13 protein-coding genes are annotated in these 13133 nt (G+C 39.9%); 6 read left to right on the top strand and 7 right to left on the bottom strand.

All coding sequences use genetic code 11. The features are described 5' to 3' along the window. Window positions 1-33: 33 nt before the first annotated feature. Together metG and MWG72_RS00645 are read left to right on the top strand one after the other, a co-directional pair. Window positions 34-2094: a methionine--tRNA ligase gene (metG, locus tag MWG72_RS00650; protein ID WP_247143029.1), complete on the top strand. Its 2061-nt coding sequence runs from the start codon at window positions 34-36 to the stop codon at window positions 2092-2094. A gap of 70 nt (window positions 2095-2164) precedes the next feature. After that, entirely contained in the window at window positions 2165-3649 is a 1485-nt protein-coding gene (locus tag MWG72_RS00645; RefSeq protein ID WP_247143028.1) for a P-loop ATPase, Sll1717 family, read from the top strand. 218 nt (window positions 3650-3867) lie between these two features. On the opposite strand, the gene MWG72_RS00640 is transcribed toward MWG72_RS00645, so the two are convergent. Continuing rightward, window positions 3868-3984 (bottom strand): hypothetical protein, encoded by a 117-nt coding sequence (locus MWG72_RS00640; protein WP_086044934.1) that lies wholly within the window; start codon window positions 3982-3984, stop codon window positions 3868-3870. A gap of 268 nt (window positions 3985-4252) precedes the next feature. Here MWG72_RS00640 and MWG72_RS00635 point away from each other — a divergent pair, with 268 nt between their 5' ends. Then, entirely contained in the window at window positions 4253-5233 is a 981-nt protein-coding gene (locus MWG72_RS00635; RefSeq protein ID WP_191112549.1) for an MBL fold metallo-hydrolase, read from the top strand. Window positions 5234-5681: 448 nt separating this feature from the next. Further along, window positions 5682-6869, top strand: a complete 1188-nt coding sequence (locus MWG72_RS00630; protein WP_005247869.1) for an ammonium transporter — start codon at window positions 5682-5684, stop codon at window positions 6867-6869. 69 nt (window positions 6870-6938) lie between these two features. Here MWG72_RS00630 and MWG72_RS00625 read toward each other — a convergent pair whose 3' ends face one another. Continuing rightward, the gene (locus MWG72_RS00625) at window positions 6939-7562 is read right to left on the bottom strand and encodes a LysE family translocator (RefSeq protein ID WP_004280739.1); all 624 of its coding nucleotides are present in this window, start codon (window positions 7560-7562) and stop codon (window positions 6939-6941) included. 103 nt (window positions 7563-7665) lie between these two features. Then, window positions 7666-7848 (bottom strand): NF038215 family lipoprotein, encoded by a 183-nt coding sequence (locus MWG72_RS00620; RefSeq protein ID WP_085064447.1) that lies wholly within the window; start codon window positions 7846-7848, stop codon window positions 7666-7668. A gap of 180 nt (window positions 7849-8028) precedes the next feature. Between MWG72_RS00620 and MWG72_RS00615 the strand changes: the two genes are divergently transcribed. After that, a complete protein-coding gene (locus tag MWG72_RS00615) occupies window positions 8029-8910 on the top strand; it encodes a 1-aminocyclopropane-1-carboxylate deaminase/D-cysteine desulfhydrase (RefSeq protein ID WP_247143079.1) in 882 nt (293 codons plus the stop codon). On the opposite strand, the gene MWG72_RS00610 is transcribed toward MWG72_RS00615, so the two are convergent. After that, window positions 8907-9233 (bottom strand): DUF4870 family protein, encoded by a 327-nt coding sequence (locus tag MWG72_RS00610; RefSeq protein WP_247143027.1) that lies wholly within the window; start codon window positions 9231-9233, stop codon window positions 8907-8909. The two genes, MWG72_RS00615 and MWG72_RS00610, sit on opposite strands and share 4 nt — an antisense overlap. Window positions 9234-9420: 187 nt before the next feature. Here MWG72_RS00610 and MWG72_RS00605 point away from each other — a divergent pair, with 187 nt between their 5' ends. Then, window positions 9421-10620, top strand: coding sequence for a BaiN/RdsA family NAD(P)/FAD-dependent oxidoreductase (locus MWG72_RS00605; protein ID WP_005247873.1), 1200 nt, complete (start codon window positions 9421-9423; stop codon window positions 10618-10620). 29 nt (window positions 10621-10649) lie between these two features. On the opposite strand, the gene MWG72_RS00600 is transcribed toward MWG72_RS00605, so the two are convergent. From MWG72_RS00600 to MWG72_RS00590, 3 genes are all read right to left on the bottom strand, one after another. Next, window positions 10650-10799, bottom strand: a complete 150-nt coding sequence (locus MWG72_RS00600; RefSeq protein ID WP_005247874.1) for a hypothetical protein — start codon at window positions 10797-10799, stop codon at window positions 10650-10652. 129 nt (window positions 10800-10928) lie between these two features. Next, on the bottom strand, window positions 10929-11096 hold the full coding sequence (locus MWG72_RS00595; protein WP_005106221.1) for a hypothetical protein: 168 nt from the start codon (window positions 11094-11096) through the stop codon (window positions 10929-10931). Window positions 11097-11164: 68 nt separating this feature from the next. After that, on the bottom strand, window positions 11165-13111 hold the full coding sequence (locus tag MWG72_RS00590) for a mechanosensitive ion channel (RefSeq protein ID WP_005247875.1): 1947 nt from the start codon (window positions 13109-13111) through the stop codon (window positions 11165-11167). Between the last annotated feature and the right edge of the window lie 22 nt (window positions 13112-13133).

Below are 13133 nucleotides of genomic sequence, written 5' to 3'. Positions count from 1 at the left end.
TTGCATAATGAATACGAATGAGAGAGTGAATCCGTGCGTAAAATTTTAGTCACCAATGCCCTTCCTTACGCCAATGGCCCGATTCATATGGGTCACTTACTTGGCTATATCCAAGCAGATATTTGGGTACGTGCCATGCGCGCGATGGGTCATGATGTGACTTATGTCTGTGCGGATGATGCTCACGGAACTGCGATCATGCTGCGTGCCGAAGCGAATGGCATTTCACCTGAAGCACAAATTGCCAATGTGCAAAAAGAACACATTCGTGACTTTGACGGTTTTGGTGTGCATTTCGATCATTATGATTCTACGCATAGTGATACCAACCGCGCCCGTGCTTCAGAAATCTATATCAAAAACCGTGAAGCTGGCAATATTGCTGTTCGTCCTGTAACGCAGTTATTTGATCCTGAAAAAGGCATGTTTCTATCAGACCGGTTCATTAAAGGTACCTGCCCGAAATGTAAGGCTGAAGATCAATATGGCGATTCATGTGAAGTCTGCGGCACGACTTATAACGCAACTGAGCTACTGAATCCAAAATCGACTTTAAGTGGTGCAACACCTGTTGAAAAATCATCTGATCATTACTTCTTTAAATTGCCAAATTTTGGTGAATACCTGCAAAAATGGACTCGTGATGAAGGTCGCCTGCCAGTATCGATTGCCAACAAGCTGGACGAATGGTTTGAAAATGGCTTGAACGATTGGGACATCTCACGTGATGCGCCATACTTCGGTTTTGAAATTCCAGATGCACCAAACAAATACTTCTATGTGTGGGTCGATGCGCCAATTGGCTATATGTCAAGTTTTGAAAACTACATCAAGACCAAACGTCCTGAGTTGAATTTTGACGATTTCTGGAAAAAAGATTCTGAAAATGAAGTCTATCACTTCATTGGCAAAGACATCGTATATTTCCATGCCCTGTTCTGGCCGGCAATGCTTGAAGGCGCTAACTACCGTACGCCATCAGGCTTATTCGTAAATGGTTTCTTGACGGTAAATGGCCAAAAGATGTCTAAATCTCGCGGCACCTTTATTAAAGCAGAAACCTACTTAGAGCATTTAAACCCTGAATATTTACGCTACTACTTCGCGTCGAAACTTTCTGACAAAGTTGAAGATTCAGACTTAAATCTGGATGACTTCGTACAAAAAGTAAATTCAGATCTAGTCGGTAAAGTGGTGAATATTGCCAGCCGTTGTGCGAAATTTATTAACACCAAATTTGATAACAAGTTAAGTGCGACATGTGCTGAACCTGAATTAGTACAAAGCTTTATTGATGCCGGTAGTTCAATTGCTCAAGCTTATGAAGCACGTGAATTCTCTGCGGCGATTCGTGAAATCATGGCACTGGCAGACAAAGCCAACCAGTACATCGACGAGAAAAAGCCTTGGGCACTTGCTAAGCAAGAAGGTCAGGAACAACAGGTTCATGATGTATGTTCTGTGGGGATCAACCTGTTCCGTCAATTGGCAGTTTACTTGGCTCCTGTATTGCCGACACTAGCTCAACAGGTTCAAGATTTCTTGCAACTTGAAAGCTTCGATTTTGCTTCTCGCGAAACCATTCTAGTGGGTCATGAAATTGCATTGTTCCAACCGTTGATGCAACGTGTAGATCCAAAAGCTGTTGCTGCCATGGTGGATGCATCTAAAGATTCTTTAGCTGCCCCTGCTGCTGAGCCAGCTAAAGCTGAAAAGAAAAAAGAGAAGAAGGCTGAGAAAAAACCTGAATCTAAAGTGGGCGAAGCTGAAGTTATTGGCATCGAAGACTTTATGAAAGTTGACCTGCGTGTGGCTGAAGTTCTTGAAGCTGCAATGGTTGAAGGTTCTGACAAACTTCTTCAATTGACTTTAAATGTCGGTGAAGCTGAGCCACGTAATGTGTTCAGTGGTATTCGTGAGTTCTATAAACCTGAAGACTTAAAAGGTAAACTGGTGGTGATGGTGGCAAACCTTGCGCCACGCAAGATGCGTTTTGGTATTTCGAACGGTATGGTACTTGCTGCCGGTAATGGCGAAGGTGTTTGGGTGATTTCACCTGAATCGGGTGCTAAACCGGGTGATAAAGTTTCTTAATTTTAGACACTTATAAAAAGCCCCGCTATATTTTAGCGGGGCTTATTCTTTTCTTAACAATATAAAGCTTATGACAAATTTTAATGACTTTTTAAAAAAATTAAATTTAGACAACAATCCATTTGCATTTTTTACAACAGAAAATGAGTTAAAACAATCCGTCGATATATTTACCCCTGTAAATGACTATGAAAGTATTTTATCCAACTTTTCCTCTGACAATTCTTTAATCATTTTAGGTGATCGAGGGGCTGGAAAAACTGCCCTTTTAAAAAACTTAGAGTCACGAATTGACAGAAAAAAGATAATTTCAGTCTCTATTACAGATTTTTCTGATTTACCATTACACTTTGATTCAAAAGACTTTTATCAATTTTTAATTACAAAAATTTCTCTACAATTATTCTCTTCTCTTGCCAAGGAAAAAAACCGAATAAATAAACTCGATCAAGAAGATAAAATATTACTAAGCTACTTACTTCAAAACTTTGTACCTCAAGTTTCAAAAGCATACTTAAGAGATCAAATTAAGGCTATTCAAATTCCCTGGTATAAATTAACTTATAAAAGATTTGAAAAAATTATAAGAGATCTTTTCAATTACGGTGCTACTGCAGCAAATACACTCGTCGATGATTTTTTATCTAAACATTTTTCGGGGCTTCCTCCAATCACAGAAAATGTCAAAATTAAGGAATATTTTCCTGAACTAGATATAAACTTTGAAGAAAATTTTTTAGACCAAGATATCTCTTATTTCCTTATTGAAAGAATTTTAAAGATTGTAGAAAAATTACAGTTTAGTAAAGTAATCATACTAATTGATCGAATTGATGAAGATCAAAGATTCGAGAATGATGCCGAACTAATTGCAAACTATACTAAATTAATCTTAACTGACGAAAAATTACTACTAACGCCAAAATTACAGATTATTTTTACAAGTTGGACAACTCCGTTTAATTTTATTAAGCAATATGTACGAACTCAAAAACATAGTTGCACTATTATTAATTGGTCAAATTCAGACTTAGAAAATGTCCTAAATAATCGTTTAAAAGTTTTTTCTAAAAATAAAATTTTTAATTTCAAAGAACTATTTGCAGATGATGTTAATCAAATTTTAAAATTAGCAAATTCAACACCTCGCGACCTTTGGCATATTTTTTCTAATTTACTAAGAATCCAATATGATAAAGACTCACTTAGCAATAGAATTGAAAAATCTTCAATAGGCTTTGCTTTAAGTAGATTTATTAAAAATTTCAATTATTTTGAATACTATCCAAAGAAAACGAATGCACGCTCTAACTCTATGGATATTTTTTCGTATATAGATTTGCTACTTAAATTAGATGGAAATACTTTTAATGCTAAACAATTAAAAGAAAAAAACCAACTTCAACATTCAACTGCTCAAAGCTATATATCTAGTATGGAAAAAATGGGATTAATTAATTTGAGTAATCCTGATAGTGGTTCGGCTCAATATACAATTAAAGATCCTAAAATTTCATATGCACGTGAAAAAGGAATCAAAATTTATCGTAGTTAAAGTGTGATAACCATGCGACCTGGATTTCGCTCGTTCGTTAGGGGTACACAGACGTGCCTTCTAACGAACAGAAGGGTTTTGTTACTTTTGCCCTAACAAAAGTAAATAGGAAATATACTTCGACGGTTGTTAATGTTTTTCTAAAAAATCTCATAATAAAACCTTCATACGATCAAAAAAAGCCTCTATTTCTAGAGGCTTTTTTATTGCTGGGTCACTTAGCCTTGCAACACAAATTCCCAAATCACATAACCCAGTCCAAAGCCCAGTAGTGAATATAAGGTAATAATGAAAAATACAAAGCTGGCATTGTTTTTTCTTTTCCAAAAACTCATCGCGACACCCAAAGCTTGTTCGTAATACCCCATGTTAACGAGCTTTTCATAAAAAGTGAAATGTATCTAAGCATTTTATTTATAATAATATTTTCATTAAAAATAAATTCTTTACTTTCAAAAAATCAATATACAGATTCAGACTGATTTTTTAGTACAGATGCCAAATCAGCACTTCCATTTTAAAAAATGGTAAATATATTCATATTCTTTTTTGCTGGCATCCGTGCTAATACATAGAATTGACTTTAATTACATAAGAATAGCTATGAAATACTTCACTTCTTCTCTCGTCGTGTCATTGCTTGCTTTAGGTTCAATGGCGGGTATCTCTCAAACACATGCACAATCCGTTTCTAGCACCCAACAACAAAAACAGGTTCCCGGTTATTATCAACATAACTTCGGGGATTACCAAATTACTGCCCTGCTAGATGGCACCAATTATCTGTCCAAAGCCTTATTTAAAGATATTCCAGCAGCTCAAGCCGACCAGATATTGAAAAAATACTACGTCGATCAAGCTAAAGGCATCCAAACCTCCGTGAATGCCTTTCTGGTCAATACAGCCAAGGAAATGGTTCTGGTCGATAGCGGGACTTCAAGCTGTAATGGTCCACACCTAGGTTCAGTGTATTCCAATTTAAAGGCTTCAGGGCATAAACCTGAACAGGTCAATGCCATCCTGCTCACGCATTTACATCCAGACCATGTATGCGGTATAAGTAATAATAGTGTTGCCAATTTTCCCAATGCCAACATTTATGTGTCTCAAGCTGAACTGGATTTCTGGATAAATCCCACAACGGTAGAAAAATTACCAAAAGCCAAGCAGGCAGGTTTTTTGGGCACAGTCGATAAAATCAAGAAAGCCATTGCACCCTATCAGGCCAAGAATCAGCTCAAAACCTTTAAAACTGGCGATCAAATCCATGCTTTCGATGTTATCAGTTCGGCTGGACATACACCGGGGCATTTTGGTTTTAGCTTAAAATCTAAAGGTCAGCAGATGGTGTTTATTGGAGATATTGTGCACTCACATACGCTGCAGTTTGATCGCCCACAGACCGGCGTTGACTTTGATGTCGATCCGAAAAAGGCGATCGAAACCCGCTTAAAATATTTTGCTGAATATGCGAAAAATGGTCAGACGGTAGCAGCACCACATTTGCCATTTCCGGGGATTGGACATATTTATTCTAAAGACAATAAAAGCTATCAATGGATTCCGGTACATTTTAAAGATTAATTGAATACTTCAATAATTTTATCTAAGCATGAAACCCTAATTTTTTAGGGTTTCATTTATTTTAAATATCCTTCAGCCAGATTCCCTATGACTTGGTAAATTTAAAACTTGAATGACGCTTTGAAATTTAAAAGCAATAGTTTCGTTTATTTTTAAATTTTTTCTTAAAAATCTTTTACTTTTTACGTGCACCTTTAGCATGCTTTTTTAGCACCGTTTTTCTTACGATAAATATAAACACCTAAAAATATAATATAAATCTGAATTTTATGAACTCTCGCCATGTCTTAGTTTGGTGCAAAAAAATAGTAACGTGCTTTATATCGAGTCTTATCAATTTCAAGAAATTCTTCATCAAAATTTCCCTTGCTTAGCCCTCTTCTACAATCAATTTGCCTCTATATACTGATTTTCTTTTGTGATCCCGCGCACTAAATTGGAACGCACCATGCAAAATATAGACTTATTATTTCTTCTTCTCGGTGCAGTTCTAGTGCTTGCCATGCATGCTGGATTTGCTTTTTTAGAGCTTGGAACAGTTCGACATAAAAACCAGGTCAATGCCCTAAGTAAAATTCTAACCGACTTTGCCATCTCCGCCATCGCCTATTTTTTAGTGGGCTACTATATTGCCTACGGTCAGCACTTTTTCCATGATGCTGCAACCTTATCTGCCGATCATGGCTACAATCTGATGCGCTGTTTTTTCCTGTTGACTTTTGCTGCAGCAATTCCAGCGATTATCTCTGGAGGGATTGCAGAGCGTGCCAAAATGCGTTCACAGGCTTTAGCGACATTATTTCTGGTTGCGCTGATCTATCCGTTTTTTGAGGGTATGATCTGGAATGGCAACCTTGGTTTTCAGGATTGGCTGACCCATGCATTTGGTGCAAGTTTTCATGATTTTGCCGGCTCAGTTGTCGTTCATGCAATGGGCGGCTGGATGGCACTTGCCGCAATAATCCTACTTGGTGCGCGTCATGGCCGTTACAAAAATGATGGCCGGATCACCGCGCATCCTCCTTCATCAATTCCTTTTTTGGCTTTGGGTTCATGGATTCTGATTGTGGGATGGTTCGGCTTCAATGTCATGAGCGCGCAGCGGCTGGATGCCATTTCTGGACTGGTCGCTATTAACTCTTTGATGGCCATGGTCGGTGGAACAATAGCAGCCAAAGTTGCGGGGAAAGATGACCCCGGCTTTCTGCATAATGGTCCCTTAGCAGGTCTGGTGGCGATTTGTGCAGGATCAGACGTCGTTCATCCGTTGGGTGCTTTTTTTATCGGGATCAGCGCCGGCATTATTTTTGTGAAACTCTTTACCTATACCCAAAATAAACTCAAAGTGGATGATGTATTGGGGGTTTGGCCTTTGCATGGCGTTTGTGGTGCTTTTGGCGGATTAGCTGTGGGTATCTTCGGTCAGCAATGGCTTGGAGGAATGGGAGGAGTGTCTTTAATTTCACAACTCATAGGTACAGTGCTGGCGATTGTCATTGCTTTGGCGGGTGGTTTTTTGGTGTATGGCCTGCTTAAGGTTTTGATGGGTATTCGCCTGACTGAGGAAGAAGAGTTCAATGGTGCAGACTTGTCGATTCATCGTATTTCTGCTAATTCGGAAGAAAATACTTTTTAATAGACATAAAAAAAGCCTCTACGACTAGGGGCTTTTTTTATTTATAAGCAGAGCATCTAGATGAAGTAATTACTTCATACCAAAAATTAATTTTAAGCCAAGTACCGTCATAACTGCGCCTGCTGCGCGGTCAAACAAAGCCTTAAACTTCAAATAAACACGACGTGGCTTTTCCGCAGATAATGCAACTGCGACTAGTGAACACCAGCCTGCATCAATAAAGAAACATAAGACAGGCAAAACAAAATAAAAATACGTTGGAATTTCTTTGGGCAATAACGCGGTAAAAATACTGGCCAGCACAATCGCAATTTTGGGATTGGACAACTGTGTGATTAAACCAGTGGTAAAAGCACGGCGTAAAGACATCTGTTTGCTAATGGTTGTATCCGCTTCGATCGGATCTTTGGCATGTTTAATGATTTTAAACGCCAACCAAAGTAAATATAAACCACCACAAATTTTTAAGGCCAGATAAGCTGAAGGTACAGCTAGTAAAAATGCCTGCAAACCGAGAACCGCCAACAGACCAAAAATCGCTGCACCGAGACCAGTACCCAATGCAGTAAATAAACCATGTTTACGTGAAATGGCAATTGAGTTTTTTGCCACATAAATAGAAGTCGGCCCGGGGCTCATTGCGCCTAACATCAGGGCAAAAGCAATCGAACCTAAAATCCAGAATGATTCCACGAGATAACCTGACTTAAAAATTGAAGGGCTATTTTAAGCAAAAACCTGACGATTTGCTGTAAAAATTTCTGGATTTGTCATGAATTTCAACTATAGCAATTACTTAAGGTTTTAACTGATCCTGAGCACTCAAATGCTTGTCTAGCAGTTGATAATCCTGCTCATGTACAGGTACGCCACCAATAATCATGGTGCGGGTTTCTGTTTTAGGTTTATTCATCGCATCATCACAGCCCGACAGACTGAGCAGCATGCCGACCCACACAGCATAGGATAATATTTTCATTATTCTACCCTCCTCAGGGTTTCCTCTGTTTAGATTAGCATTGTTATTTAAATTATCAGCAGAATATTTGTGACAATCTACAACCAACTCCATAGCTCTCAGCGAATAATGGCTTATTGAAAAGCTCTGATTTTTAGCACTTCCGCTATAATGTTTTAATAACCTACTATCTTAATGTCTATGTTTGAAAAAATTGCTCAAAATATTCCAGATCAACAGATTAATTTTCACGATATTACTTTAACAATACGTCGTCTGGATCTGGTGCATCCGCAAATTTCGGGCAACAAGTTTTTTAAACTGAAATACAATTTTCTTGAAGCCAAAAGACAGGATTATCAGCATATTCTGAGTTTTGGAGGTGCTTATTCCAATCATATTGCCGCTACTGCATTTGCCGCACAGCAGTTTGGTTTTCAGAGTGTTGGTATGATTCGAGGTGAAGAACTGGCTGATCACCCATTGAATCCAACATTAGCCACCGCCCAGCAATTCGGGATGCAGTTGCATTTCGTCAGTCGTGATGAATATCGACGCAAGCAACAGCCTGAGTATTTGGCCGAACTCGCTCAACAATTTCCTGAACATTATATTATTCCTGAAGGTGGAACCAATGCTTTGGCGATTCAAGGTTGTCAGGAAATATTAAAAGATGGCGATGCGCAATTTGATGTGATTTGTTGTGCAGTAGGCACCGGTGGCACCATCAGTGGATTGATCGAAGCCAGTCATGGGCATCAACAGGTTTTAGGATTTTCTGCACTGAAAGGTTCATTTTTAAAAGATGAAATCGCTCAACTAACGAATAAAACCAACTGGAATATTCTCGATGATTATTGCTGTGGTGGCTATGCCAAAACCAGTGCAGCCTTGATGCAGTTTATCCAGGATTTTGAAGCGGAATTTGCAATTCCACTGGAGCAGATCTACACGGCTAAAATGCTGATGGGGATTTTTGATCTAATCGAGAAAAATTATTTTCCGGCTGGATCAAAACTGTTGGTGATTCATACTGGTGGTCTGCAAGGCCGTCATATTCCCTTTGGTTTTACAGCAACCTAAGCTTCAATCGGTTGATTATTATTTAAGGCAATTAACCCTTTGACCAAGCGGTAGATATGCCAGATAAAGACCAGAAATACAATCAGGAAACCAATCAAGATCACAGTCAATAAGCCACCGACGATATAGCCCAGCAAACTGATCCAGAAGGTTTTAATTTGCCAGTCGACATGACTTTCCAGCCAGGTACCGCGCATTTCATCACGCTTGATATAATTCATCACAATCGCAATAAATGGGGTCAGACCAACAAGAAAAAATCCTAAAATATAAAGAATATATGTAATCAGATTATATTGTTTTAAATCCTCCGCGCTTGCCATTCGCTTTTCCTTGTTATTATGTTTTTAGTTTGTACAAAAACTATGCATGAGTTTTAGATAGCTTTCAAATATTTTATGTTTAAAATACGCTGTAAATTTGCAATCACGGAACTGATTTTTCTGGAATAGAGAAAGCTGAAATAAAATTGTCTATAATGCTTCACTTTTCTTCTCCCTTGAGTGTGTGATGTCTTCCAAGCAATACGATGTTCTAGTCATAGGTGCCGGTGCGTCAGGTTTAATGACGGCGTATATGGCTGCGCAACGTGGGCGTAAAGTCGTGGTGGTGGAAAAAGCCAACAAGGTTGGCAAAAAAATCCTGATGTCTGGCGGTGGTAAATGTAATTTCACCAATCTGGAAGTCGAACCGAGCAATTATATTTCACACAATCCACATTTTGTGATTTCAGCTTTAACGCGTTATACCAACTGGGACTTTATCGGCTTGGTTTGTGAATATGGCATTGCTTATGAAGAGCGCAAACATGGACAGCTGTTTACCTTAAATGGTGCAAAAGATATCTTGTCGATGCTGCTGGCAGAATGTGATAAAACCGGTCTGGTCGATATTAAGACCAGTTGCGAAGTGAAAGCAGTGAATCCAGTCGATGATCAAGGCTTTCAGGTGGCGACCTCACTGGGATATTTTGAAGTTGAATCTGTCGTCGTGGCATCTGGCGGTTTATCTATTCCTACGCTTGGCGGTTCAGGCATTGGCTATGAGATTGCAAAACAGTTTGGACATCACCTCTATCCGACTCGTGCCGGACTGGTTCCATTTACCTTCTCTGACGGATTTAAAGAAGTGACCACGCGCTTAAGTGGTAATGCCGTAGAAGCAACACTCTCTAATGAACTTAACAGCTTTACCGAAGCCCTCTTATTTACCCATCGCGGTTTGAGTGGGCCGAGTTCCCTGCAACTTTCTAACTACTGGAATGTCGGTCAAAGCTTTAAGGTTGATTTCTTACCGAGTGTAGACTTACTGGATTTCTTTAAAGCAAAAAAACAAAGCCAGCCCAAAGTCTTATTACGTACACTCCTCAATGAATATTTACCGAAAAGTGTGGTGGCTGAATTACAAATTCTGATCTGGACTGAAAGTGCTGAAACTGCCATTGGTAATATCAGCGATGATAAGCTGGAACAGATTGCGGCACGTCTGCATGGCTTTGAAGTGAAACCTTCAGGAACAGAAGGCTACCGTACGGCGGAGGTGACTTTGGGTGGTGTAGACACCACGGAAGTATCCTCAAAAACCATGGAAAGTAAAAAGCAGAAAGGCTTGTATTTTATTGGTGAAGTACTGGATGTTACCGGACATTTGGGCGGTTATAATTTCCAATGGGCATGGTCATCGGCACATGCCGCATCGGAATATATTTAATCAATAGATAATCTGGATTGCTACTTAACTCATTCCAGATAATCTGTTTTAAACAGGTTAAGATTGGCCGTATTGGTTAGACGGTCAATCGCCAGCTGCATTTTTTGAGCTTCTCGCAGACATAGCGGTAAGTCATCTGCTGAAGATGCCATGAATTTATGTTGCAGTGCTTTCCACATATTGTTGATCTCCTTTTCTTTATATTTTTAATGCAAGAAAAATACCAAAATCATTTTAGTATTCACTTGAATATTCTATATTTTTTAAAAAATAAATTCTATTCCTAGCGACTGAGCAGGATTGACTTCTCAGTTAAATTCGTCTGCCTCTGGTATTTTCTTATCCAGCTCCCGCTCAGACTGCTCGTCCTGCTTGCTCTTTACAAAAATAAATCGATAGGCAGCGGTAAAAAAGCCAATCGTAATTCCTGCAATGACTAAAGGCGCCAGAACTTTGTTAGGTTTCTTGGTATTCATTCATTTTTCCTTATGACTGAACAAAATCGACCACATGAGCGTGGTCGATTTTGCTTAAAAATAAAAGGTTATTTCAGGTCATCTTTTTTCTGAGTTGAACGGTCAATATCGACATCTGGCTCTTTTTCTCCGGTTGAACCAAATGGATTATTGGCTGGTGGATGAGTCGGATCGACTTTTACTGAATCTGGTACGGCCTGATCCGCATCCGGATTGACAGGATCAATACCTAATGACTCATCATCCTGTGGTGCAGTGGTAAGGATTGCCGGGGTAGTATGGGATAAATCCGTACTCATAGGCGTACTCTTGTCTGAATCCTGATTTGGCACGATGCCTGCTCCTGGAGTTGTGATTGAGGAATCGCTAGTACCCGTAGCAGTTTGCGAACCACCAGAGGACTGGCTCATTGAGCTATCTGTAGAACTCATACCCATCGCCGCACCTGTAGTACCTGACATGTCGGCTGCACTTGTACCTGTGGTCTTGCTACCTAATCCAGAAAATATGCTGTTCTCAGCTTTTTCTTTGACTGGATTGGGTTCTTTAGCTTCTCGTTTGGCTTTATCAATCAAATCTGTGAGTACACGCTCCGCAGGTTGACGACCACCCAAACCAAATGCCAAGGCAAATGCCACTGCTACAGCACCCAAAGTTAGACCAAATGCCAAGTTAACAATTGAATCGGCAATACCCATGGCACGCAGACCCATTGCCACAACGAGTCCCATGATCAGAACACGAACCAGATTGGCTAACCAGCGTGAGCTGTTATATTCACCACGTTGTACGATATTCGCAACAATATTTGCCAGCCAGAAACCGATTACCAGAATCACCGCACCGAGCAGGATATTGGCACCGAAGTAGATGAACATTGCAATAAGACCACTGATCTGTTCAAAGCCCAGACGGTTCGCTGCTTCAGATACCGCAAATAGCATGGTGAATAAAACGATCAGGAAACCGACTACACTGGAAAGTTTAGTCGTGCCTAAAAAACGCTGGATATCCAGTTTGGCAGGAATTTCATCAACACCTGTACCGGCAACTACTTCAACTACCAGACGTGCTACCAGTTTAGAGACCACATACGCCAGAATCAGAATCAACGCAGCAGCGATAATATTCGGAATGGCATTCATGATTTCATATAGCATGGCTGTAGCAGGCTGAGAAATGGCCTCGATACCCAATGCTTCAAATGCAATGATCAGCGCCGTAATGATCACCACGGCGAAGATAAATGAACCAATCACCTGAGAAACATTCGAGTTTTTGAAGATGCCTACTTTTTCAGCATGTTGCTGTACGTTCAGACTGTTTAATAGTCCTTCAACAATACCGCGCACAATTTTCGCCAGGATATAACCGACAAAAATGATGACTGCAGCAATGAAGATGTTTGGTAAGTAACTAACAACATCGGTCAGCATATTCTGAACTGGTAACAGCAGACCGTTGAGACCCAGAATAGACAGCACGATTGGCAAGAACAGTAATAAAATTAACCAGTAAGCAATTTCACTGATGTTTTTACTAATCGGACTGACACCGACTTCAGCACTGAGTTTTTCATCGAGTTGCGTTCGGTCTAGCAGTTTTTGTAGCCCTATCTTCACCAGATTGGCCACAATCCAACCTATGAATCCGACTGCAATTGCACCTAGTAACTGCGGGATAAATAACAGGAACTGCTGGATCATATTACTGAATGGACCGCTGACACTGGTAAGATTGAGCACGTTCAGCGCACCAATCACGGCAATAATCAGAATAATCCAGAACACGACGCGGGCGATAATGCTCTCCACATTGGAGTGATGACCTGTCGCCGTATTTAAATGTGTATTGGTGCCCAGTTTTTGCAAGAGCTTTTTAACGCCTGCCGAGACCAGTAACGCAATTATCCAGCCAATTACTAATATGGCAATTGCACTAAGAATGGGATGGAACTGATCCCAATAGTACATGGCATCGAAGCCACCACGCGGGCTTCTCATATAATCATTCATGTTGTTCTACCCTCTTTGTTAT

The organism is Acinetobacter lwoffii (assembly GCF_022967985.1).
GTDB lineage: Bacteria > Pseudomonadota > Gammaproteobacteria > Pseudomonadales > Moraxellaceae > Acinetobacter.
This window is presented reverse-complemented; position numbering and strand designations above follow the sequence as displayed.

What these genes read in the sequence shown, in the direction of transcription:
- MWG72_RS00615 (WP_247143079.1), top strand. Translation starts at nt 8,029, where the DNA reads ATGTTTGAAAAAATTGCTCAAAATATTCCAGATCAACAGATTAATTTT.
- MWG72_RS00595 (WP_005106221.1), bottom strand. Translation starts at nt 11,096, where the DNA reads ATGAATACCAAGAAACCTAACAAAGTTCTGGCGCCTTTAGTCATTGCA.
- MWG72_RS00600 (WP_005247874.1), bottom strand. Translation starts at nt 10,799, where the DNA reads ATGTGGAAAGCACTGCAACATAAATTCATGGCATCTTCAGCAGATGAC.
- MWG72_RS00610 (WP_247143027.1), bottom strand. Translation starts at nt 9,233, where the DNA reads ATGGCAAGCGCGGAGGATTTAAAACAATATAATCTGATTACATATATT.
- MWG72_RS00620 (WP_085064447.1), bottom strand. Translation starts at nt 7,848, where the DNA reads ATGAAAATATTATCCTATGCTGTGTGGGTCGGCATGCTGCTCAGTCTG.
- MWG72_RS00640 (WP_086044934.1), bottom strand. Translation starts at nt 3,984, where the DNA reads ATGAGTTTTTGGAAAAGAAAAAACAATGCCAGCTTTGTATTTTTCATT.
- MWG72_RS00635 (WP_191112549.1), top strand. Translation starts at nt 4,253, where the DNA reads ATGAAATACTTCACTTCTTCTCTCGTCGTGTCATTGCTTGCTTTAGGT.
- MWG72_RS00605 (WP_005247873.1), top strand. Translation starts at nt 9,421, where the DNA reads ATGTCTTCCAAGCAATACGATGTTCTAGTCATAGGTGCCGGTGCGTCA.
- MWG72_RS00630 (WP_005247869.1), top strand. Translation starts at nt 5,682, where the DNA reads ATGCAAAATATAGACTTATTATTTCTTCTTCTCGGTGCAGTTCTAGTG.
- MWG72_RS00645 (WP_247143028.1), top strand. Translation starts at nt 2,165, where the DNA reads ATGACAAATTTTAATGACTTTTTAAAAAAATTAAATTTAGACAACAAT.
- MWG72_RS00590 (WP_005247875.1), bottom strand. Translation starts at nt 13,111, where the DNA reads ATGAATGATTATATGAGAAGCCCGCGTGGTGGCTTCGATGCCATGTAC.